The sequence below is a fragment of the Thalassococcus lentus genome, from assembly GCF_028023555.1.
GTDB classification, from domain to species: domain Bacteria; phylum Pseudomonadota; class Alphaproteobacteria; order Rhodobacterales; family Rhodobacteraceae; genus Thalassococcus_A; species Thalassococcus_A lentus.
The window spans coordinates 142,964-165,341 of the sequence record NZ_JAQIOY010000003.1; the positions used below are offsets into that span (position 1 = coordinate 142,964).

At 55.4% G+C, this 22,378-nt stretch carries 20 protein-coding genes; 10 read left to right on the plus strand and 10 right to left on the minus strand.

What is annotated here, in order from left to right; all coding sequences use genetic code 11:
- Positions 1–91 precede the first annotated feature (91 nt).
- The 4 genes from PFY00_RS09720 to PFY00_RS09735 all read left to right on the plus strand — a co-directional run bounded on the left by PFY00_RS09720 (position 92) and on the right by PFY00_RS09735 (position 5,415).
- Positions 92–421 (plus strand): plasmid mobilization protein, encoded by a 330-nt coding sequence (locus tag PFY00_RS09720; protein WP_271432361.1) that lies wholly within the window; start codon positions 92–94, stop codon positions 419–421.
- On the plus strand, positions 418–1,980 hold the full coding sequence (locus PFY00_RS09725; protein WP_271432362.1) for a relaxase family protein: 1,563 nt from the start codon (positions 418–420) through the stop codon (positions 1,978–1,980). Before PFY00_RS09720 ends, PFY00_RS09725 begins: the two co-directional genes overlap by 4 nt.
- 321 nt (positions 1,981–2,301) lie before the next feature.
- Positions 2,302–4,065, plus strand: a complete 1,764-nt coding sequence (locus PFY00_RS09730) for a retron Ec67 family RNA-directed DNA polymerase/endonuclease (RefSeq protein ID WP_271432363.1) — start codon at positions 2,302–2,304, stop codon at positions 4,063–4,065.
- A 240-nt stretch (positions 4,066–4,305) separates the two neighbouring features.
- On the plus strand, positions 4,306–5,415 hold the full coding sequence (locus tag PFY00_RS09735) for a hypothetical protein (RefSeq protein WP_271432364.1): 1,110 nt from the start codon (positions 4,306–4,308) through the stop codon (positions 5,413–5,415).
- 104 nt (positions 5,416–5,519) lie between these two features.
- Here the strand turns inward: PFY00_RS09735 and mcrC are convergent, their stop codons facing one another.
- From mcrC to PFY00_RS09760, 5 genes are read right to left on the minus strand one after another with little or no spacing between them, the layout of a single operon-like run.
- Positions 5,520–6,590 (minus strand): 5-methylcytosine-specific restriction endonuclease system specificity protein McrC, encoded by a 1,071-nt coding sequence (mcrC, locus tag PFY00_RS09740; protein WP_271432365.1) that lies wholly within the window; start codon positions 6,588–6,590, stop codon positions 5,520–5,522.
- A complete protein-coding gene (locus tag PFY00_RS09745; protein WP_271432366.1) occupies positions 6,590–8,383 on the minus strand; it encodes a winged helix-turn-helix domain-containing protein in 1,794 nt (597 codons plus the stop codon). Before PFY00_RS09745 ends, mcrC begins: the two co-directional genes overlap by 1 nt.
- A 49-nt stretch (positions 8,384–8,432) precedes the next feature.
- Positions 8,433–9,332 (minus strand): HNH endonuclease, encoded by a 900-nt coding sequence (locus tag PFY00_RS09750; protein ID WP_271432367.1) that lies wholly within the window; start codon positions 9,330–9,332, stop codon positions 8,433–8,435.
- A gap of 4 nt (positions 9,333–9,336) precedes the next feature.
- Positions 9,337–9,633, minus strand: coding sequence for a hypothetical protein (locus PFY00_RS09755; RefSeq protein ID WP_271432368.1), 297 nt, complete (start codon positions 9,631–9,633; stop codon positions 9,337–9,339).
- Between the two features lie 4 nt (positions 9,634–9,637).
- A complete protein-coding gene (locus PFY00_RS09760) occupies positions 9,638–10,060 on the minus strand; it encodes a helix-turn-helix domain-containing protein (RefSeq protein WP_271432369.1) in 423 nt (140 codons plus the stop codon).
- 367 nt (positions 10,061–10,427) lie between these two features.
- On the opposite strand from PFY00_RS09760, the gene PFY00_RS09765 reads away from it, so the two are divergent.
- Complete coding sequence (locus tag PFY00_RS09765) at positions 10,428–11,522, plus strand: tyrosine-type recombinase/integrase (protein WP_271432370.1); 1,095 nt, start codon at positions 10,428–10,430, stop codon at positions 11,520–11,522.
- A 213-nt stretch (positions 11,523–11,735) separates the two neighbouring features.
- Positions 11,736–12,404 carry a GntR family transcriptional regulator gene (locus PFY00_RS09770; RefSeq protein ID WP_271432371.1) on the plus strand — a complete coding sequence of 223 codons (669 nt, stop codon included), beginning with the start codon at positions 11,736–11,738 and terminating at the stop codon, positions 12,402–12,404.
- Positions 12,405–12,417: 13 nt separating this feature from the next.
- On the opposite strand, the gene PFY00_RS09775 is transcribed toward PFY00_RS09770, so the two are convergent.
- From PFY00_RS09775 to PFY00_RS09795, 5 genes are read right to left on the minus strand one after another with little or no spacing between them, the layout of a single operon-like run.
- Positions 12,418–13,383: a phosphotransferase enzyme family protein gene (locus PFY00_RS09775; RefSeq protein WP_271432372.1), complete on the minus strand. Its 966-nt coding sequence runs from the start codon at positions 13,381–13,383 to the stop codon at positions 12,418–12,420.
- Complete coding sequence (locus PFY00_RS09780; RefSeq protein WP_271432373.1) at positions 13,380–14,669, minus strand: aspartate aminotransferase family protein; 1,290 nt, start codon at positions 14,667–14,669, stop codon at positions 13,380–13,382. Before PFY00_RS09780 ends, PFY00_RS09775 begins: the two co-directional genes overlap by 4 nt.
- Positions 14,666–15,523, minus strand: coding sequence for an MBL fold metallo-hydrolase (locus PFY00_RS09785; RefSeq protein ID WP_271432374.1), 858 nt, complete (start codon positions 15,521–15,523; stop codon positions 14,666–14,668). Before PFY00_RS09785 ends, PFY00_RS09780 begins: the two co-directional genes overlap by 4 nt.
- Entirely contained in the window at positions 15,520–16,881 is a 1,362-nt protein-coding gene (locus PFY00_RS09790) for an aminotransferase class III-fold pyridoxal phosphate-dependent enzyme (RefSeq protein ID WP_271432375.1), read from the minus strand. Before PFY00_RS09790 ends, PFY00_RS09785 begins: the two co-directional genes overlap by 4 nt.
- Positions 16,878–17,687: an IclR family transcriptional regulator gene (locus PFY00_RS09795; protein ID WP_271432376.1), complete on the minus strand. Its 810-nt coding sequence runs from the start codon at positions 17,685–17,687 to the stop codon at positions 16,878–16,880. The genes PFY00_RS09790 and PFY00_RS09795 overlap by 4 nt, the downstream gene beginning before the upstream one ends.
- Before the next feature lie 112 nt (positions 17,688–17,799).
- On the opposite strand from PFY00_RS09795, the gene PFY00_RS09800 reads away from it, so the two are divergent.
- From PFY00_RS09800 to PFY00_RS09815, 4 genes are all read left to right on the plus strand, one after another.
- A complete protein-coding gene (locus PFY00_RS09800; RefSeq protein ID WP_271432377.1) occupies positions 17,800–18,744 on the plus strand; it encodes a tripartite tricarboxylate transporter substrate-binding protein in 945 nt (314 codons plus the stop codon).
- Positions 18,745–18,814: 70 nt separating this feature from the next.
- Complete coding sequence (locus tag PFY00_RS09805; RefSeq protein ID WP_271432378.1) at positions 18,815–19,354, plus strand: tripartite tricarboxylate transporter TctB family protein; 540 nt, start codon at positions 18,815–18,817, stop codon at positions 19,352–19,354.
- A 13-nt stretch (positions 19,355–19,367) separates the two neighbouring features.
- Positions 19,368–20,885 (plus strand): tripartite tricarboxylate transporter permease, encoded by a 1,518-nt coding sequence (locus PFY00_RS09810; RefSeq protein WP_271432379.1) that lies wholly within the window; start codon positions 19,368–19,370, stop codon positions 20,883–20,885.
- Positions 20,886–20,891: 6 nt separating this feature from the next.
- Positions 20,892–22,376 (plus strand): aldehyde dehydrogenase family protein, encoded by a 1,485-nt coding sequence (locus PFY00_RS09815; RefSeq protein WP_271432380.1) that lies wholly within the window; start codon positions 20,892–20,894, stop codon positions 22,374–22,376.
- Positions 22,377–22,378: the final 2 nt, after the last annotated feature.

Genomic DNA, 22,378 nt, shown 5'->3' on the forward strand with positions numbered 1-22,378 from the left:
CATCGGCGGGACTTGTGAGGGGCGGCAAGCCTCCCCTTCAAACCCCAACCAGACGCGCGCAAGCGGCGTCAAAGAGGGCCTTTCCGAGAGCGTGATCTTTCGATGCACCCCGTCGGAAAAGGCAGCGCTTGTGGCCAAGGCGCACGCCGCTGGCTTGCCCAATGCCACGCTGATGCGCGAGGCCTTGGGGTTGACCGAGGCACGTCGGCGCAAGCCCGTCCCTCGCGTTGACCCGAAGCTGACCTTTGCGATTGCCCGTGTCGGCGGCAACCTCAATCAGCTTTCACGCTGGATCAATGGCGCGGTCAAATCTGGTCGCGCGAGCCAGATCGATGCGCTCAAGGTCGCGGCGCAACTGGTGATCATCGAACGGCAGATGGCGCAGATTGTGGCGGCACACACAGGCGGTAACTGCGCATGATCATCTCGTTCTTCTCGACCGGCACAGGCGGCGGTGCGGCCCCCGTAGACTACCTGACAGCACGTGAAGTTCTGGCCTATGACGAGAACCGCAATCTGATCCGCGACGACAACGGCCAGCCGCAAACCAAGATCCGCGACCCGCTGCCCGAAGTGCTGCACGGCAATCCCGATCAGACCCGCGACCTGATCAATGCGAGCCCCAACAAATGGAGCTACACGGCAGGAGTGATCAGCTTTGCCGATAGCGATGATCCCAGTCCTGACGCCCAGCAAGAGGCCATTGAGCTATTTGAGGCTCTGGCCTTTGCTGGGCTGGACAGGGATCGATACGATTGCCTTTGGGTGCGCCACTCGCATGAGGGCAACGTCGAGCTGCACTTCTGCACGCCGCGCCTTGAGCTGAGCACGGGCAAGGCGTTGAACATCGCACCGCCAGGCCATGAAAACGCCTTTTCCGGCCTGCGTGATTTGATGAACAAGACGCACGGTTGGGCAGACCCTTTGGACCCAGAACGCGCACAGGAGGTAAGGGCGACGATTGAGGCCCCAACCCGCGCGCAAGGTCGCGAAGCGCTGCACGATTGGATCCTCGATCAGATCAGCGTCGGCACCATTACTGACCGTGCCAGCATGATCGACGCACTCACTGACGCGGGATTCGAGATCCCCCGTGCCAGCAAGAATTACATCACCGCCAAAGACCCCGACACCGGCGAGCGCTGGCGTTTGAAAGGAGAGATTTTCCATGACGATTGGCAAGCCGAACCGCCTCGCCGAGAAATTGAACGCGGACCTGGAGACAATACGCAGCGACCACGCCGCCTTGATGGCATCTCAGCTCGAGAGCTTCAGAAGCGATTTCAGCAGCATTGCGACCAGCGCGCTGCATACAATCGAGACCGATATCAGGTTCTTTCTGAGCGACAGCAGGAGCGAGTTGGAGAGGCGGAGCGAGACGATCAGGCGCTGGTTGACCATCTCACCCTGGGTGATCGTGGGGATGGTCTCAGCCTGGATCGCGACGGTGCTGATCGCGAGTTGGTTTTGGACAGGTTTGATCACGCGTTCAGAGATGATGAGGCTGGGTCTGACGCGGATCGAACAGGCGGGGCAGACATGGGTGACGCTGGACCCCGACCGGACCGAGTTGAAGACCTGCACGATGGCGCAACGGCCCATCATCTGCATCGAGATCAAGGAGCCTTAGATGACCAATCCGCCGACAACACCCCTGACAGCATTGGAACGCGAATTGCTCGCATCCGTCGAACGGTTGGTGACGGCCTGCGAGAGCTCAGCCAAGGAATTGCACGCCTTGGAGAAACGCTCTACCAGCAGGATCGAAAGCAAGGTGAATGGCTTGGCGCATTGCGTGGCGCTATTGATGAAATCACATCTCACGTCCGTCTCCACATTGGCCGACTTGCTGCGCGAGGAGCAGAACTACGAGACGCTTCAGGCGGGGCTAGAGACCAGCTGGAAACTAGCGAAAGACGCCGAGAAGCGGCTGAACGAGAGCTAGATGTGCGGGGTCACGACCGAAGACTTACCCACTAAACTCTTCGCAAAAGCTAATGCGTTTCAGTTATTGGTCGTTTGCCTAATCGTGGTTTGTCAGTTGAAGTTGGCGGGAAGCGGAACCTTGCTGGATCTTGGTTGAGCGGCCGCAATGCGCAATAATAGGTTGCACGGCTCTTTATGTAGTGGCAACGTTTGAGATGAGCGCGTGGGCAGATTTTACCGTTGTGTGTTCGCGACGGATGAAACCACCGTCAGGTGGATATGCCCTTTCGGGTTTCCTTCAGCATATTTTATGTGACCCTTTCGGTTGCCTAAGAGTGCCCACGGGCTCACCAAAACATGTATTCGATAGGTCATATGAGCTCTCTTTCCAGATTCAGATCGTGTAAGAATATCTCTGATATTGCTTTACTCATCGGGTACCAACCCAAGAAACTTTCCTACATTCTCTATAAAATTCCAGACGCAACGAAGTATGTTGAGTTTGAAATCCAAAAGTCGACGAAGGGTGTTCGAAAGATATCCGCTCCGATTCCTGAGCTCAAACTCGCCCAAAGTCGGTTGGCCCACGTTCTGCAAGATTGCCTGATGGAAATTGAGAAGGGACAAGCCAGTGGTGAGATTTGCATTATATCGCATGGTTTCAAGCGCCACCTGTCAATTTCAACGAATGGAGCCCGACATGTCGATAGAAAATGGGTTCTGAACTTCGATCTAAAGGACTTCTTTCCCTCGATAAATTTCGGCAGAGTGCGTGGCTATTTCATGAAGAACAAGCACTTCTTATTGGATGAGAAGGCAGCTACGATAGTTGCCCAGTTGGCGTGCCACAATGGTTCTCTTCCACAGGGTGCGCCCACATCTCCCGTAATATCCAACCTTGTAGCCAACCATCTGGACATTAGACTTTCGAGAGTCGCCACGAAGAGCAGATGCACCTACACGCGTTATGCTGACGACATAACTTTCTCCACCAACAAAAGTGACTTCCCGAAAGGTGTTGCAGCAGATCGCAATAATGGCCAGCCTTCTGGAGACTGGGAATTATCTAAAAAGATTCGATCCGAAGTGAAACGGTCGGGTTTTGAGGTGAATTCTGATAAAACTCGAATGCTATTTAGGAGGTCTCGGCAAGACGTAACCGGACTCGTCGTCAATTCAAAAGTCAACGTCAAACGCGAGCTCTACAAGCAGGTCCGAGCTCAAGTGAATAAGTTCGTCAAAGATGACGTTTGCTTCAAGAAGGTTAAAACCGGCGGTGTGGAAAGCGAGGTGGCAGTGTCAGAGGCCGCACTCCAAGGAATGCTTAGTCACATTTTTTGGGTCAAAGGTGCTGAATATAACTACAGGCGGCTGAATAAGCCAACAGGTCCTGAGGAACCTGGTTTCTACAGAGAGTATCGGCGCTTCCTTGATTATAAGACTTTTGTAGCTTCTCCCCAGCCTGTGCTTCTTTGCGAGGGGGTGACCGACAATATATACATCCAGTGTGCAATTAAGCGTAGCAAAATCGCGCGACCCAAGCTTCAAGATGCCGGATCGTCAAGCGGCTTGGCTATTAAGCTTTTCCAGTATCCAAGGATTGGTAGCAAATTGAGAATTCCAAGCTCGGTGCAACACCTCAATGGCGGGACGGGAGACCTGAAAGAGCTCATCTACAAATACAAGGCTCGCACGACTGGCTTGGCGGACAGAGGATTCATTTCTCCCGTGATCCTCTTGGTAGATAATGATCAGGGTTCGAGAGATGGCCTTTGGGGGGCAGTCAAGACTGCATCAGGCGCAAAGAAGAACGTTGATGGAACAAAGAGGTTTTATCACGTCACCAAGAACCTTTACGTCATACCGACCCCAAAGCTGACCGGCGGAAAAGATAGCATGATCGAAGACTTTCTTCCTTCTGCGGTTGTATCTCAAGTTCTTCGTGGAAAGAAATTCAATCCGGATGAGAAGACGTTCGACAAGAAAAAGCACTATGGAAAACGGATCTTGGCGGAGAAGGTTTCAAAAGATCAAGCGAGCATTAATTTCGACTCTTTCTCCGTAATCCTTGACACTATCGAGGAGGTTTTAGACCATTTCTCGGCCCTCCCACGGGTCCAAGGTCGAGTGATGTTGTGATGTTTCACCAAGTTCAACCTAAAGCCGAAATAAGCCGTTCGCGGTGCGGCTCACGGAAGGCAGGTCAGGGCCGCTTGACGAATTCGGCTAAAGCTAATAACCAAAGTTTGGCCTTCACGCAGGCCGGTGTGCCCGCCATGCAAAGCTAAGCAGCGTATTCAGCTTTGAATTAACACACTGCGCAAGTTGCGCGGGATGATTAGCAGCGGGCACCTAGTCAGATCCTATTGGAGATGACACATGACAAACTATCAGATGAAAAAAATTAGAACTTTGGGCAAGCGGTATGCGCGAGCAACCGCAATGGCGCACACTGAAGCTTTGAACATCCTGGCCATGCAGTTTGGCTTCGCTCACTGGAAAGCTCTTACCGATGCGGTGAAGGAAGACTGGCAGCCGAGTGACGAAGCGCTCGCTCAGGTCGAAGAATTCGTGCGCGAAGCAGGTGCCAAGACGGATGCGAGCAATGACGCCTCGCACTTCCACGAACCAGAACCGGAAAACGGAGAGCTTTGCGGTCATCAATTTCAGATTGGAAGCTCTCTCGGGGATGTTTTCGTCTCGGGGAACGGATGGGACTTACTCATTCCAGAAGCTCCCTTCAAAGCACCTATTGTTGAAATTGACGAACGCTACGCAGAAACCAGCCCAGTCAAAGATCCAAGCTTTCTGGCCAAACTTATTGAGCTCGCACAAGAGCGCAGTAAGCGGATCCGCGCGCAGATGGCAGTCGATTGGCCACGTCGGTCGACAAAAGCAGATCTCGACGGCGTAGCAAGACATCCACTGCGAGGAGGAGAAGCCTCAACCTGGTACTGTCACAGCTGTGATGCACAGATTGCAGGTTCACAATTGGCTGAGAACTATTGGCACTGCCCCAACTGCGGCACGCACCCCCTCAACATCCACGTTGAGCCGTTTGATGATCAGCTTCCTGGGAAGCCAGTGCAAACGCCAGATACGGCGCAACGAGAGAAGCCGGAGGTACGGATTGTGGAACCTAGGCTTACTCTACACTTGAATGAGGAAACCGTCTCAACATTGATCCGGTGTGCGTTGCTCGAGGATGCGGCATCAGTCAACGAACGGCTAGGCGCAATGCGAGCAGAAATCAGCCTCTTAGACGGAGAAGAGGTTTGGATCACATTTGACGAGATGTGGCCTGAAGACAAGGAGCCAACTTCAGCATTGGCGGTCGCAAAAAAGCTGGGGCTTGAAGTTGAGCAAGAGGTTTCGTTTTCAACGGGGCCATTTGCTTGGTCGGACTTGGGACACATGACTTCAGACACCGCAGATTTTACCGAAGCACTGTTGAAGGCTTATGAAAGCCGCGGTGTGATCAAGCGGTGATGCTTTAACGGTCCTCAAGTTGGGTGGTCGGGTATGCAAGCCCGACCGCCCGTTTCTCACACCGAGGCCGCGGTGTGCCGCACCTTATTTCATGAGCGCGCATACTATCCGGCCTCAGCTGTATCCAGCAGTCTTAGCTGCCGTTCAAAAATCGATGCGGAGGCAGTCAGGTCAATGGTTCTAAATGAAATTTCATGTCCTTGGACCATCATCATTTCATTTACATAACCTCCCGTCTGCGGGTGGAGCAGAATACCTTTGGCTGTCAGGCTGGGGGCATCAGATTCTCGTTCTTGGGTTCGGAGGTAGGAATACATCTGGTAGAGGTATCCGCTCTTCAATACCTCACTTCGATAGTTTGAAGAGGTCAAAATTCTCGTGAACTTCGTATCGATGACCACGCGCCGCCCTGTTTGAGGATGGTTCAATTCTATGTCTGTCTGCATCCCAGGAAGGATTGCATGCAGGCCTGAACTCGCATCAGAAACCGGCCAGGAAATGCGGCGACCCTGCGCAACGTGCCACCCATTGGGCTCCAATTGAATTCGACAAGCGTTGCCGACTGCGCGTTCGAAAAGCCGCCGGATTAGGTGCTCAGTTGTTTCATCGCCAGGTTGCAGGGCGTTGCCTTCGATTTCCGTTGGAATGCTACCGTCAAACACCATGCGCGCGAGTGCGACCATCATTCGATCTGCACTCTCGTTTCGTCCGATCTGGTCCGTTGCCAATTGGGCCCGCGAAGGACGCACTCCGGACACTCCAAGGCGGGCAAAATCGGCAGCAAGCTTTCGACATCTATGGGCCGTTTCGATGTTTTGCACCCTCGCTGCGAGGCGCTCTAGCGCAGTACGCACCAATCTGTTCCGAGGCGTATCCATAACATGTTCTTCGAAGCGGCAGGCGACCTGTCCACGATCCATAAGCTGAGCAGTTTCAGTCGCCAGCATATCGATGCGACCGCGAACCCGTTGGAGCACTGCCGATTTAGAGCGATACCCTCTACTTAGGTTCTTTCGCATTCTGTCTTCGACGACATGCGCCAGCAGTCGCCCGATGAGGTCAGGGAGGTCCCTGGCGTCCTCAACATCCCGTTCGTATTTGTCACGAAACTGGACGAGATCTGCGGCGTATAAGAACAAGATCCAAATGTTTCGGACGGGGATTGGCCTGGACATCACAACCCATTGCGCAAACGCGCCATTGCCTCAGTTGCCCGTTCTGGCGCGTCGAACCAGTATTCTTCTAACAGTGGTCCAATCTCAGTTTCGATGACATCTTTGAACCATGCCTTGGCGTCCTCAATGGTTTCGTTCGGCGTCACATATGAATGACCTATCCGGAACTGCGGGCCCAAGGATCTGTCAGATGAAATGTCATCATTGAGTGCGGTCATTTGGGTCCGGATGAAGTCGATCGTTTCCCCGTCGATATTTCGGTCTGAACACCAGGCAGCCCAAGAGTCATTTAGAACAGGTTCTAGGGAAACGAATGCAAAACGCCGTCTCAACGCCAAATCTACAAGTGCCAAGGAACGATCAGCGACGTTCATTGTGCCAATGATGTAGAGGTTGTCCGGCACATGAACGCGTTCGCCAGGTTGTTTGCGATAGGCGAGCTCGATTGCATCTGCCCGGCTGCGTTTCGTGTTCTCCAGCAAAGTCAGCATTTCACCGAACACCTGCGCAGGATTGCCGCGGTTGATTTCTTCAATAATTAAGACATGGGCGATGTCCGGTTGGGCACGCGCTACTTCGACGACTTGAAGAAAAATGCCGTCGGTTATGACCAGCCCATTTGAGCTAGGCCGATAGCCTCGAACAAAGTCTTCGTAAGACAGCGAGGGATGAAACTGCACTGAGCGTAGTTGTCCTGGGCTCGGATTTCGTTTCCCTATGAGTGCCTTACCCAATCTTTTGGCAAGCCATGTTTTTCCAGTGCCCGGAGCGCCCTGAAGAATGATGTTTTTCTTACTCTCTATGCGAGAGATCATTCCCTGCAATGTGCCACGCGTCATGAAGCCACCGTCGGCAATGATGTCGTCTACACCATAGGGCTCAATTGGCTGCTCATCATCGGCTTCTTCTTGCTCTTCAATCGCAGCGAGTGGCTCAATATCTTCTGCATATTTTTCTGCCCAGTAGGGGTGTTTGAGGAAGCGTTCTATGTCCTGGTCTTTGCCCTCAAAGGTGAAGCTAACAAGTTGCCGAGCCATTTCATCGTCTTCGAAACGTGCTCGGGCGACAGTCGTCCGGTATGTGAAAAAGAACCATTCGCGAGGAGGATCGATTTCTTCCCAGAATACTTCGACCGTCTTTCCGTCATCGTGATTGCCGGTGATCGTCCCAATCGCTTTGATCCGCATCGCGCTGACAGCACGTTCACGGTTGTCGAAAGGTACATCATGTTTGCGAGTGTATGTTGCCTTGATCGCAATTTTGTCGCCTTGCTTCATTTGGCGCACGAGGTGCGAAAACTTGTCGTCGTAGCCGTTTTGCCAGATGCCCTTTTCTAGGAAGCGAGGCGTTTGATCCCCCTCGTCCCAAGCTGCGCCCACAAACCAATAGTTCACTCCGTCTGGTACGATCTCGCCTTCAGGTGCCTGGTCCTCGTCCTCGTCGGCCTTGAGAGCTGAACGTTCGCGCCGGAAAATATCCACAGCCAATTCGTCAGACATCTCTGTGGCTTTTCCTTCCTCGGTAAGAGCCCAGATGCCACGTTTTGGTGAGTACAAAAGTCCGGCTTTGACCAGATAGAACCTGGCCCAAGCGACGCGGTTGTTAAATTTGGGCTGCCCATTCTTGTTTGTCTGGTTCAGGAAATCTTCTGAAACTTCGTAACGCTCGGCAATCGCCTCGAAGACCTGTTTCGGTTTTGCCTCGCCGCCCAGGTCTCTAAGGACATCTAGAACCGGACCAAAATAGCTAACAAATTGGGGAACGCCTTCGATCTTTTGCTCAAATAACTTCACGGATAACTCCAAACTTTTGCTTGTTCAGGAGGACCAACTTGATAGGTCATCACTGCCTAAAACAATTCTCTCTGTGCCAGGTGACAAACTCGGTCCTTGGCCGGTTGGCGAGGCGGTCCGGCACCAAGATCTTGCCGGACGAGTTAATCATCGACGTCACGGCTTCGATGTCGTTGCTCTGACGGGAAACCAGAATTGTTAGGTCGTCAGCCAACCCAACAAGGCCGCGATCAAACATCCAGTGCGCGGTTCCGGACAGGGCGAGCCCGTTGCTGACGATGTCCGGGCCGTCATGCTCCACCGGTCTGATATGGGCGGCTTCCACTTCAGCGCGGCCACCGCCATTGATCAGACGTAAGCCAGTGATGGCGCATCGTTCACCGTAGGCACGCAGGACATTTTTCCTGAAATTACGGTCGCGAACCGCGCGGTTGGTCAGTTGGTTGACACGTTCCCGTGCGGGCATGTGTTGGAAAGATGTTTGCGCGTCCTGAAACCCTGGCAGCTGCATCGAGTCACCAACGCGTGGCAGGATGTCCTCATCCCGTCCAAGGCCACGCTCGACTATTCGGGTAAAGTCTTCAGCGGATAAGGTTCTTACTGCGGCTTGCGCGCGTCCGGATATCTTGCCTTGATCGTTCAGCAATCCTCTTTCGATGATCGAATTCTCGTCCCGGAATGAAACAGGGTCGCCGAAATCAAGATACGTTCCAGGCTCGATCACCGCCAAGAACATGTCCTGATTCCTAGGATCCGGAATGATCTCCCGGACCTTAGCGACAGCAAAGTACCCTTTGGTCTCTTTGACCTTGCTTGGCTCCAGGTAGACGATCCAATCCCCTTCGGACTGTTGGGCACGTGAAAGGTATTGCTTGGGAAACTGATACCGCTCCGAGGGAATGTCGTCGTAGATCGAGTCGCTGCGATGGATGAAGATACCGAAGGCCATCGGATCACCCGCGTTGAAGTCGTTCCAGTTTTCGATCGGCCGCGCGTAGGGTCAGTACCGCACCTGTCAAAAATGGAAGCGCCAAGCCAGCTGCGGCGATCGCACAAATCAGGATGGCAGCAAAAGCCGAGTATTCGGCAGACTGTTGTGCCAACGATAGTTGTCCCAAACCAATCAGGTAGAAGACGCTGGTTCCAAGGAAAATCATGTAAAGCGGCCCAAAGGGTTCGATCACCTCACGGCGGGTACGCTCCAATACTGAGTGCCGCAACATGTTCCAGCGTTTGCTTGCCTTGTTCACCAGATTACTCCCTTACCAGCTCGATCCATGTGTGCACGTCGTCATCCGTCACTTCGCGACCTTCGACATGCGATTGATACCAACGGGCGACGATGGCCCCGCGCTTTTCGCTTTTGATCTTTATGCCCTCTTCGGTGAGGTGCTTATCCAGCGCGCTTTCGATGTGTTTGAGCGCTTCAAAATCATGTCCAGCCCGAATGGATTTGGTGCCAAGTAGCAGCCAGGCGACGTCAATATCATAGCGGCTTTGCATCTTGACGAGGGCCTCAACTGGGACGCCGCGTTTGCCTTTTTCGTAGCTGTGATAGGCACGATGCGACACGCCAATTGCTTCCGCCATAGCAGCCTGAGAGACACCTATCTCATTGCGACAGATCGCAAGGCGAGCGCCAATCTCTGCAAACAATTCAGCATCATCTCGCACCATGCAAGTTTCCCAATTGACGAGTACGCAATTTTGTATAAACATAGCACAAAATGACGCATATTTACATTTTCACTCATCTGACCACGTCAGAAGGTGCAGAACAAGCGATTCCATGCGTGTCGCTGATTCAACTTAAGCGGACAAGGACGACTGAAATGGCAGAGACCAACTATTCAGACAGCTCTCAGATCCTGGGGCTTGGGAAGACGCCCGCGCAATGGGTCGAAGTCATGGCCGGGATGGGGATCGATATTTCGGAACGCACCTTGCGCGAACGGGCCAATGAGACGGGTGCTTTTTATCGCCTTGGGAGGACCATGCTCATCACGCCCGCGCAGATTGATACGATTTTTGAAGGAGGCCAGTCATGCCGCTCCAAATTTACAAGAGGGGCCGTGTCTACTGGGCCAAGGGGTGGATTGAATACAACGGCAGGCCAATCGCCGGCCCATACCGGCGAAGCACTAAGGCATCTACAGAAGAGGGCGCACGGGACTGGATAAACCATGAGACCGAACGGCAAATCCGTCGCTATGTCGTGGGCGACGAACCGAGCAAGACGTTCTCTGATGCAATCATGCTCTACAACGCGTCCCCCAAAGCAGCGAAGCAGTTGATCCCGATTGTTGAAGCAATCGGGGACCTGTCTCTGGGCGCAATATCTGGTGCTTTACTGAAGAGCCTTGGGCCGAAACTGAAACCCAAAGCGTCGACCGACACTTGGTGGCGTGAAATCGTGACGCCCGCGTGCGCAGTGATCAACAATGCGCATGAACTGGAAGGCACGCCGCTGATCCGCGTGAAGCCCTACGACAAGTTCGAGCGAATCGCTCAGGACAAGCAACGTGGGAAGCTTAGCCGCGTCGAGCGCACCCCAGCTGACAAGGAATGGATCGAGGCATTTTGCCGTGCAGCGGATCCGTACAACGCCGCGCTGGTCCGTTTCATGTTTGAGACGGCTGCGCGGATTGATCAGGCCGTGTCATTGGAGCCTGATGACCTTCGGCCGCACGAGAACAAAGTCCGCGTGAAAGCGCAAAAGGGCCATCCCGAAAGTTGGATCACCGTCTCACCTCAGATGATGGACGAGCTTCTCGCACTGCCAGCCAAACGGCCCAAGAACCGCAAGACTGGCAAGCTGATGAAAGCCCGTGTTTTCGGCTATGGCAGCTCTACCGGTTACAACACGCGCTGGAAGACGATCTGCAAACGGGCGGGCATTCCGTACCTGTCTGCCCACCCCGCGGGACGGCACGGCTTCTTCACCGAGCTCGTTGTCCGTCAGGGCGTCGATCCCGTCACGGCGGCTAAAGCTGGCCGCTGGTCTGACCCCAATCTGCCCATGCGGATCTATGCCCACGCAGAGACCGATGAGGCCGACATCAGAGCCCGTTTTCGTACAAACCACGTACAAGATGACACTGTACAAACACCCAACGCTAAGAAATCACATAAGGAATAGCGCTATGAACGGTTCCCTCCTAAGGGGCAGGTTGCAGGTTCGAATCCTGCCGGGGTCGCCACGATTTCTTTGTTGCAATGCAAATCGAGGTTGGCCCGGTGCCGAGGGGCTGGATCGGCACCATGCTCTATCTAGGCATTGATCGGATCGGATGCGCGAACTATCGTTTTGATACGCAAGGCGAAAAGTTTAGCCTTCGGGAGACGGGATTTTATGTCGGGAAAAGCGCTTTCCAGTTCTCAGCGGGCTATACAGGAATTACGCAACAGAATTTTTTCTGGCGATCTTGCGGCAGGTTCTGACCATCTGGAAACCGAACTGGCTGAAATGCTCGATATGTCTCGGACCCCGGTGCGTGAGGCGGTGCTGACGCTTGAAACTCAGGGTTTGCTGGAATTGCGGCCGCGCAAGGGCGTGCGAATATTGCCGTTGTCCCCGGATGACATGGCCGAGATTTATGATGTACTGACCGAACTGGAAAGTCTCGCGGCGGAGCGGGCTGCGTCTGCAAACTATTCCATCGATGACTTGGGCGCCCTGGCGCAAGCGATTGATGACATGGAGCAGGCGACCATCGCGCCCGATCTTGAGGCCTGGGCCGCCGCAGATGAGCGCTTTCATATGGAACTGGTTCGACTTGGCGGCAACAGCCGGATCGAGGCAATTGTGAACATGATGAGCGATCAGGTGCGCCGCGCCCGGATGCTTACGCTGTTCATGCGTCCCTTGCCGACGCAATCCAATGAAGATCACCGGCTTGTCTATCAAGCCATCCGCAACAACGAGCCGACTGCCGCACGCGAACACCACAGGCGTCATCGCCAATACGCCAAGTCAGTGCTTGTTGGTCTATTGGCCAAACTGCGTCTGCGCCACGTCTGAACCGTTCAAAGCCTCAGGTTTTGGTTTGCCTGTGCTCGAGAGCCTGGTTGTTTTGCAGATAGGTGCGCACCAACGCGGTCGCCTGCGCTATGAATTTGGCGTTTCGGTTACCAGAACTGTCTTCGTCGGCACGGGTGATGTTCCAGCCCACATAAGTCACGGCGCGCAGGGCCAGAAATAACCCGAGTCGGCTGGTGTCCAAGTCACGTTTGGAGCGATAGCCGTTGATAAGGGCCGTCTCCAGAGCGGGGTAGTCTGCGCTCGATCTGTGTTTCAGCAAAGCCGTTGCCACATCGAACAGCCGAAACCCAAAGCCCCCGTCATCGAAGTCGATCAGATGAAGATCCTGGCCATCAACCATCACGTTCGCAGGCACGAGATCGGCATGGATCAGCCCGTAATCCAAGGTTGGTGCCAAGACGGATAAATCAGCCGCGGCCTTATGGCGGAACTGTTTGAGCAGGCTGTGCTGATTTGGTGAAAGCGCCGAATTTTCCCAAAACCGGTCCCACAAAGGCGTGTCACCGAGCAAACCCTCCATATCCCACGCAGGCCGATCACAGGTGGCTGCCTCAGGCCAAGCGTCGCTCGCATCGTGCAGCTTGGCCATTTCGATGCCGAGCGCATGAAAAACGGCGATCTGCGCGGCGGGTTGTTGGCTGCCGAGAATGGCATCCAGTGTATCGCCATCAAGCCAGCTGAGAACATCAATCTGAAAGCCGTCCACAGATTGCAAATAGGGCCCTTGCAGGCTCGGGCGTGGTGCTGGAACCGATAGGCCAGACTTGGAAACCCAATGCATCCAGCCAAGTTCGGCGGCCAATTGAGCATCGGTTCTGTAGCCCCGCCGATGCAGACGCAGGGCATAAGATTGCCCCGAATGATTGACCCGGTAGACCTGATTTTCCCTTTCGGCGATCAGGGCGAAATCGGCTTGTTCTAAACCCCACAAAGCCAAGGACTTGGTGATGGTTTTCATGGCTGCGGCGGTGTTTCTGCCAATACCTCGTCCAGCGTGTCGAGCAAAAGATCAGCATTGGCGATTGAGAAGGGCATAGGCGGCCGGATTTTGAGCGTGTTCTTGTCACGGCCCAAGTGCGAATGCAGCACGCCGCGATCGCGCATCGCGTTGATCACGCGGTTGGTATAGGCGCGGGCTGGTGACTTGGTTTCTCGAGAAGTCACCATCTCGGCTCCAAAAATCAATCCAGACCCGCGTACGTCGCCGATCACATCGTATTTTTCGGCAAGCGATTGCAACCTTCTGCGCGCGTGGTCGCCAACGGCCTTTGCATTGGCAAGTAGATTACGGTCTTCGATCTCTTCGAGGACGGCCATGGCCGCTGCGCAGGACACAGGGTTTCCGCCAAACGTGTTGAAGTAGCGATACCCATTGCGGAACGCGCCAACCATCTCTCTGTTGGCAACCACGCCGCCAATCGGATGACCGTTGCCCATGGGTTTTCCCAGAACCAATACGTCAGGCACGACCCCCATTTTTTCATGAGCCCACATATGAGTGCCCGTGCGCCCAAAGCCGGATTGCACTTCGTCGCAGATCAGCAGACCACCAGCACGCCTCACGGCCTCTGCGACGGGGCGCAGCCAACCGTCCGGATGGTCCGGAAAGCCTTCGTTCAGAAAATATGGACAAACGACCAACGCGGCAAAGCCGGTTCCGTCTTTTTCCAAAGCGTCGATCTGGGCGGCCAGGGTTTCTGCGAACAAGGCGCCATTGGGATCGGGGCTGCGATAGCTGTCGGGTGCGGGAACAAAGCGAAAATACTGCCCCAGCCCGAAGCCGACCGTCGGCACGTTTGATTGGCTCAGTTGGCTAACCAGTGAAGTGTTCCCGTGGTAGGTTGCATCGGTCGCGATAATCCCGCGTTTGCCCGTCACCGCTTCGGCCATACGCAGGGCAATGTCATTGGCCTCGGATCCGGTGCAGGTCAGAATGGCCGTGCCCAGCGAAGGATCGAGCGTGGCCGTCAATCGATCGACATAGGTAAGGATGCCTTCGTGAAGGTATCGCGTGTGGGTGTTGAGTGTACTGGCCTGACGGCAGATGGCCTCGACCACCCTTGGATTGCAGTGACCGACATGTGGGACATTGTTGTAGCAATCCAGATATCTGCGGCCATCAGCGTCCCACAGCCAAACGCCATCGCCTTTGACGATGTGGACGGGGTCTTCATAAAAGGTGGGAATGTTCGGGCCCAAAAGCCGGCTGCGGTCCGCAAGGATTTCTGCGTTCGTGCGGGTCACAGCTCGATCCTCACTCCGTCGAATCCAACAATCAAAGGACCATCCCAGTGATCCTTGACCGCGCGTTCCCAGTCTTCAGGTCCATAGTTCGGATCATCTGCCGGAATGAGATGGGACAGCGCCAGCCGTTTAACCCCAGCATTGGTCGCAGCCTTGGCCGCATCATGGGCAAAGCTGTGCGACCGTAGCCAATGCTCCATCAACTTTTCACTTCCGTTGCCGACCCGTGCAAGCAGCGCCGGCAATGCCGATTCAAGCATGGCTTCGTGGATCAAAAGATCTGCACCTTCGGCGAAGGCTTCGAGCTCGGAAAAGGGTGCAGTGTCGCCGGAAAACACAACGCGAACCGACCCAGTTTCAAAAGACAGGGCAAAGCAATCGACCAGCGGCGGGTGTACGGACCGAAGCGCTCGTACCGTTAGATCGGGCTGTTCGTAGACAGTGCCTTCGTCCAGTTCGTGGATGGTCAACAGGGCACTCAAATCAGGGCGGCCCTCGTCTTCGATCCGGAGTTCGATATCCGCGCGCATGGACTCCAAAAAGCCGGCCCAGTATTTGTCCAGCCCCGGCGGGCCGTAGACGTCGACCGATGTCTTGAGCCCCGCAGTCCATGCCGTGTGGAGCAGCGGTCCCAGTTCAAGATAGTGATCCGAATGCAAATGGCTGATGAAGATCAGCGACAAGTCTTTCAGTTGCATGCCCTGATCGACCAGCCCCTTGGTCACGCCAAGCCCGCAATCCACAACGATGTGCTTTCCGGAAAGCACATATAGGCTCGATGTCGGCATGGAAGAGCCGGGCCGGATGGCCGGCCCGCCCTTGGTTCCCAAAAGCGCCACGTAGTTTCCGGTCATGCGGCGGTCTTTGCGGCTTGGGTGAAACCGGCATCAAGCGCCTGCAGGATCGTGTTCGCTTCGGCTTCGGAAAGAATGAGGGCAGGCGACAAGATCAGGTTGGGGCCTGACACTCGGACCATCGCGCCGCTCTGGTAGGCCACTTCTTGAACGACGGCTGCGGTGCCGGCATCGATGGGTTTCTTGGTCGTGCGATCGCTGACCATTTCGATCGCGGTCATCAAACCATAGCCGCCCCGGACATCGCCTATGATGCCGTGCTTTTTCTGCAAGGCTTGGCATCCTTCGAACAACTGCGTGCCCCGTGCCGCCGCGTTTTCAACCACGTTCAATCGTTTGGTTTCTGCCAAACAGGCCAAGGCCGCCGCTGCGCCGACTGGATGACCGGAATAGGTATAGCCGTGGCCGATCTTGGCATTTGGATTGCCTTCAAAGGTATCAATCATCCGCTGGCCCAGCATGACGGCGCCAAACGGGAAATAGCCGTTGGTGATGGCCTTTGCCGTGGCCATCATGTCGGGCTGTATGCCCCACAGGCGCGCGCCGGACCAAGCGCCGGTTCGGCCGTAGGCGGTGATGACTTCGTCTGTGATCAGCAAAATGCCATTCCGATTGCAGATCTCCTGCACAGCGGGTGCAAAGGACGGATGTGGCGGGATCACACCGCCGGCCCCGAGGATCGGTTCCATGATCATGGCTGCAATGGTGCCGGCATCCTGAAAGGCGATTTCGTCTTCCAGTGCCTGTAGGCAAAGCTGTGCCAGTTTTTCAGGGTCCGTTTCGTTGAATGGGTTGCGATAAGTGTATGGCGCCGGAATGTGAAAGCAGCCGGGCATAAGTGGTTCATAGGCGCTGCGGAAGTTGGCATTGCCGTTCACGGACGCACCGCCGAAATGGGTGCCGTGATACCCTTTCTTGAGGCTCAGGAACTTGGTCCGACCGGGTTCGCCACGCAGCTTGTGATACTGCCGTGCCAGACGAAGTGAGGTTTCGACACTGTCCGATCCACCGGATGTGAAAAACGCACGTGACAGCCCGTCGGGCGCAAAAAACTCGCTCAGTTCGTAGGACAATTCGATCACGGCATCGTTCGATGTGCCGCGAAATGTTGAGTAGTAGGGCAGTGTGTCCAGTTGCGCAGAGATCGCCTTTTTGACGGGTTCACAGGAATAGCCCAGATTGACGTTCCATAGCCCGCCAACACCGTCGACAACCCTGTGCCCGTCCACATCAACGATCGAAACACCGTCTGCTTCGGTGATGATTTTTGGGGGCTGATCGATGCTGTCTTTGGGCGACGTCATTGGATGCCACATCAGGCGTCCATTGTGTTCCTTCAGGAAGTTCGAGTCTTTCATGACGTGGGTTCCAGTGTGTTCGAATGCGTGGTGGATGCGGCCCAGGCCTTTTCGATCTGTGCCGGGATCACGCCGCCCCAGTTGCGGGTAATTTCGTGGGCGGCAATGGTCAGCTCCGCCTTGATTGTTTTTTCCAGTTCCGATGTAAAACGGGACGCGACGCTGGCGACTGCGACAGCACCGGCAAAGTTTCCGGTATGGTCAAAAACCGGTGCGGCAATGGCCTGTATCTCGTCTTCATAGATCTGATCCGCTTGGCCGAAGCCGGTCAGACGTATGTGCGCGACCAGATCTGCCAGTGCTTCTGGCGTTGCCGGTGTGGCAGAGGTGAAGTTTTCCATTTTCGTTAATGCGGTCTGGAACAAATCCTCGGGCCCAAAGGCCAATGCGCAAAGCCCGGATGCCGTGGCGTGAAGCGGGAAAATGTTGATGTCGATGACGGCACGAGTGGCGTGATGCGGGGATTCGCAGGCGCTAAGCCCGTATAGTGTTGAGCCAGACAAAACCGTGACATGAGCCGTTTCGCCCGTGGCGTCGGCCAGTTCCTTGATGACGTTGATTGCGCCTGTTTCGCGGGGCACCGTCGCTTCGCGGACTTGGGCAAGATGCATGATAGCGGGGCCAAGCCGATAGTGTTTGGTCGCCGGATTCTGTTCCACAAATCCAGCAGTTTCAAGGGCCTGTAGGTGTCTGTAGGTCGTCGCCTTGTCACGCCCTGCAAGGCGGCAAAGCTGCGACAGCCCTATTTCGGGGCGCTTGGTCGAGAAATGGGACAGCAAAGTCAGGGCTTTGGTTGTGGATGACATCCAGTGGGCTCTTTTCGAGGTTTTCAAAAAAGGTTTGACAGAAGTTATTTAACAAGGCAACCTTTTTTCCGCAACAACGGTTCAATATACGAACCGACACAGGGAGATTGAAATGTCCAAGTTTAAGTCAGCCATGACAGCTATGGCGCTTGCCATGGTTGCTGTCAGCGGCGCTGCCCAGGCGGAGTATCCGGAAAAACCGGTCGAGTTTGTCGTGCCCTGGCCTCCGGGCGATCTGGAAGATGTGCTGACGCGCATGATTGCCGAAGATTTCTCTGCGGCTTATGACGTGCCCACAGCCGTTGTGAACAAGCCCGGTGGCGGTGGTGGCCCATTCCCCGGCGCGATCGAAGTCGCGAATGCACCCGCTGACGGCTACACCATCGGTTCGTTCATTATTGCCATTCCGGTTGTTGGACCGCAGATCGGCATCCCGGAACTGAACCCTGATCCATTTGTGCCGCTTGGCAACTTCCTGACATATCCATTCGTGATCGCGACAAGCGGTGATGCGCCCTACGCAACGATGGATGAGCTTGCCGCCCACGCAAAGGACAATGACGTTGTTCTGGGCCACTTCGGTGCGCCTCTGGTGCCAACGCAGGTTACTATGGGGCTCGCCAAGAAGATGGGCTTTGCCTATGCCTCTGACGCTGCATTTGACGCGCTCGATTGCAATACACTCGCGTCGGGTGATGTGGACGTGATCAACACCACGCTGCAATTGATCCTGCCCTGCCTTGATGACGTCAATGTATTGGCATCCATCGGCTCTGAGCGGATTGGCCTCACCCCTGATGCGCCCACTGTGGCCGAACTGGCGCCAGAATTGGATGTCGCACTTTGGAACGGGTTGTTCGTGCACAAAGACACGCCACAGGACGTTCAGGACAAGATCATCGCTGTCGCCAAGGAAACGATGATGTCTGATCGCGCTCAAGCGCTCGCCGCTGAGACAGGCGCGCTTGTCTACTGGCAGTCGGCCTCTGATGTGGTGGCTCAAATCCAATCTGACATCGCGACGATGGAACAGATCGGCAGCATGCTGGCTGAATAAGCCCAAGTGATTGCAGCCGGGCGTTCGACTGGACGCCCGGCGCTTTTTTCTTTTGCGAACGGACATCGTCATGTCGCGTGCCAAAACGCTTCAATCTCTGTTCAAGCGCTACCGCAGGCCCGGTGACATCGTGTTCGCCTGGATCGCGTTGCTGGCTTCGGTTTTTCTGCTGTCCCAGCTGGCGGATCAAACGGCTTGGCGCAACGGCGGCAAACTTTTTGCACAGCCGCGCTTCTGGCCTGCGGTTTCCCTTGGGGGCATGACCCTTTTTGCTGCGCTTCATTTGGTCGGCTCGGCTCTGTCAGAACGCATCGAAGGCCGTTGGCATGAGGTCTGGCTCTGGGTCACGTCTCTGGAGTACGCTGGCTGGTTCATTGCCTACGCCGTGGCCGTACCCTACGCGGGCTATCTGCCATCCACGGTGCTCTTTGCAATCGCGCTGACACTGCGCGCCGGCTATCGCCGGGCCTCAACGCTTATCGCGGCCGCAGTGGCGGCGGTTGTCATCGTTTTGTTGTTCAAAACGATGCTCAAGGTGAATTTGCCGTCAGGCCTGATCTACGAAAGCCTGCCAGACGGGCTGCGCCAGATCATGCTGACTTACTTCTGAAAGAACGCGCGCCATGGAAAACCTGATAGCCGGATTGGAAATGCTTGCGCGTTGGGACGTGATGCTGGCGCTTCTGGTGGGATCAATCGGTGGGGTCGTTATCGGCGCAATCCCGGGGGTTGGACCTGCCGTGGCGATCGCAATATTGCTTCCGGCGACATTCTCGCTCGATCCGATCGTTGGCTTGACCATGCTGCTTGGGATCTATGGATCGTCCATGTACGGAGGCGCAATTCCGGCGGTTCTGATCAATACGCCCGGCACGGCTGTGAATGCGCTCACATCCTATGACGGCTATCCCATGACCGAGCGGGGCGAAGCGCACCGGGCTGTATCCTTGGCCTATTCTGCGTCGTTCTGGGGTGGCATCTTTGGCATTTTGTGTCTCATTTTGCTGTCGCCTGTCCTTGCTTTGATCGCACCAATGTTCGGATCGCGTGAAATCTTTCTCGCGGCATTTCTCGGGATCCTGTTGGTGATCCTTGCGCACCGGGGCCAAATCTTTGCTGCTGGGCTTTTGGCGATGTTCGGGATCTTCCTGCAGACGGTGGGTCTGGACGCGGTGACCTACACGCAGCGTTACACCTTTGGGTATTCGTTCCTGTCATCGGGCGTGAATCTCATTGTTGTGGTTCTGGGGTTGTTCGCCCTGAGCCAGGCATTTTTCCTTTTGACCGCTCCGGACAACAGTCCGGATGCGAAACCGGTCACCGGGCGTATGGGCGCAGGCATCAAGGAATTGCTGCGCCACAAGCGTGTGGCGACCGTGGCATCCGGCTTTGGCGTGATTCTGGGAATGATCCCCGGTACCGGTGAATTCACAGCGCAGTTCATGTCCTACACCTATGCGCAGAAAACCTCGAAAAATCCGGATCAGTTCGGAAAGGGTTCCCCCGAAGGTCTGATCGCATCCGAAGCTGCGAACAATGCGGTGCCCGCTGCGGCAATGATTCCGTTGCTGGCCTTGGGAATTCCGGGTGAGGCCCTGACCGCCATGATGCTTTCGGTCTTTTATGTGCACAACGTGATCCCGGGGCCCCAATTGTTCCAAAACAACATTGATCTGGTGTATGGCCTGTACTTTGCGCTGATCGCTTTGAACGTGATCGTGATGGTTTTTCTGCTGTTTTCGACAAACCTGCTGACCCGGGTCATTCGTGTTCCAACCCGCTTTCTTGGCGTCATGATCCTGCTTTTGTCCTTTGTGGGCGTCTACTCGCTGCGCAATTCATTGACCGATTGCATGATCGCCTCTGCGTTCGGAGTGTTGGGCCTGATCCTGAAGCGGCTGAATTTGCCGATTGTTCCGATCATTCTCGGCATGGTTCTGGGTGGAATCATGGAGGTCAAATTGAGATCCGCCTTGCCGCGTCTCAAAACGCCGCTGGACATGATCGACCGACCGATCGCCGCCATCTTGTTTGCTCTGATTGTTCTGGTGGTGGCCTTGCATCTGCGCACGCTTGTTCGCGAATGGCGCGCGCATCGGCCGACGGATGACCACGACCTGCACGACAGTCAAATGAGGTAATCCAGCATGGATCAGACAAAGATCGACACCCTGCGCGCCCAGACTGTTCCGGCTTTCGAGCATTTGATTGATGGCAAACATATGCCTGCTTCCGACGGGAGGACGATGGATGTCATTTCACCGATTGATGGCTCTGTCCTGACAACCACTGCTGCCGGAACTTCTGCTGATATGACGGCAGCGATTGCATCGGCTCGTGCGGCCTTTGAAGACGGGCGCTGGGCGGGTCAGCCGCCAGCGGCACGCAAAGCGGTGTTGATGAGATGGGCTGACCTAATCGAGCGAAATGCGTTGGAGCTGGCCGTTTTAGGTGTGCGCGACAACGGAACGGAAATCAGCATGGCCTTAAAGGCCGAGCCGGGTTCGGCGGCAACGACCATTCGCTATTACGCGGAAGCCCTCGACAAGATTTACGGAGAGATCGCGCCAACGTCGGCGGACATTTTGGGTATGATCCACAAAGAACCCGTCGGCGTTGTCGGGGCGATCATTCCATGGAATTTCCCGATGATGATCGGAGCCTGGAAACTGGGACCTGCGCTGGCTATGGGCAATTCGGTCGTGCTTAAACCCGCCGAAACCGCCTCGCTCTCATTGATGCGTATGGCGGAATTGGCGCTTGAGGCCGGACTGCCGCCGGGTGTCTTGAACGCGGTCACCGGCGAAGGCCGCGTCGTCGGTGAAACGCTGGGTCTTTCCATGGAGGTCGACGTTTTGGCCTTTACCGGCTCGGGCGCGACGGGACGGCGGCTGATGGAATATGCGGCGCGCTCGAACATGAAGCGCGTCTATCTTGAGCTGGGTGGGAAATCCCCCAACATCGTTTTTGCCGATGCGCCCAATCTGGACGAGGCGGCCAAAGTCGCAGCGGCTGGAATTTTCCGGAATGCAGGTCAGGTTTGCGTGGCCGGATCACGCCTGTTGGTCGAGGCATCCATTCACGATGATTTTGTCGCCGCTGTTGGCAAGGCCACCCAGGCCATGCGCGTGGGTGATCCTTTGAGAGTTGATACCAACATCGGGGCGGTGAATTCAGAGACGCAGCTCAAGGCCAACCTTGGGTTTGTTGACACGGCGCGTTCCGAAGGTGGCGAAATCGTTCTTGGCGGTGATCGCATTATGGCGGAAACGGGCGGCTACTACATGGCGCCGACGATTGTGACAGGCGTTGGGCGCGACGCCACCCTCGCGCAAAAAGAGGTCTTTGGTCCGATCTTGGCCGTTACGCCTTTTGAGACAGAGCAAGAAGCGGTCTCGCTTGCCAACTCCACGGTCTATGGTCTGGCCGGTGCCGCATGGACAGCTAATCTTGGCCGCGCGCACAGAATGGTCAAGGCTGTTCGAACAGGCGTGATGCACATCAATACCTACGGCGGTGCGGATGGTACGGTCCCGCTTGGAGGTGTTGGCCAATCCGGAAACGGATCTGACAAATCCCTGCACGCCATCGAGAAATATGTGAATCTTAAAACAGCGTGGATCAAGCTTTAGGG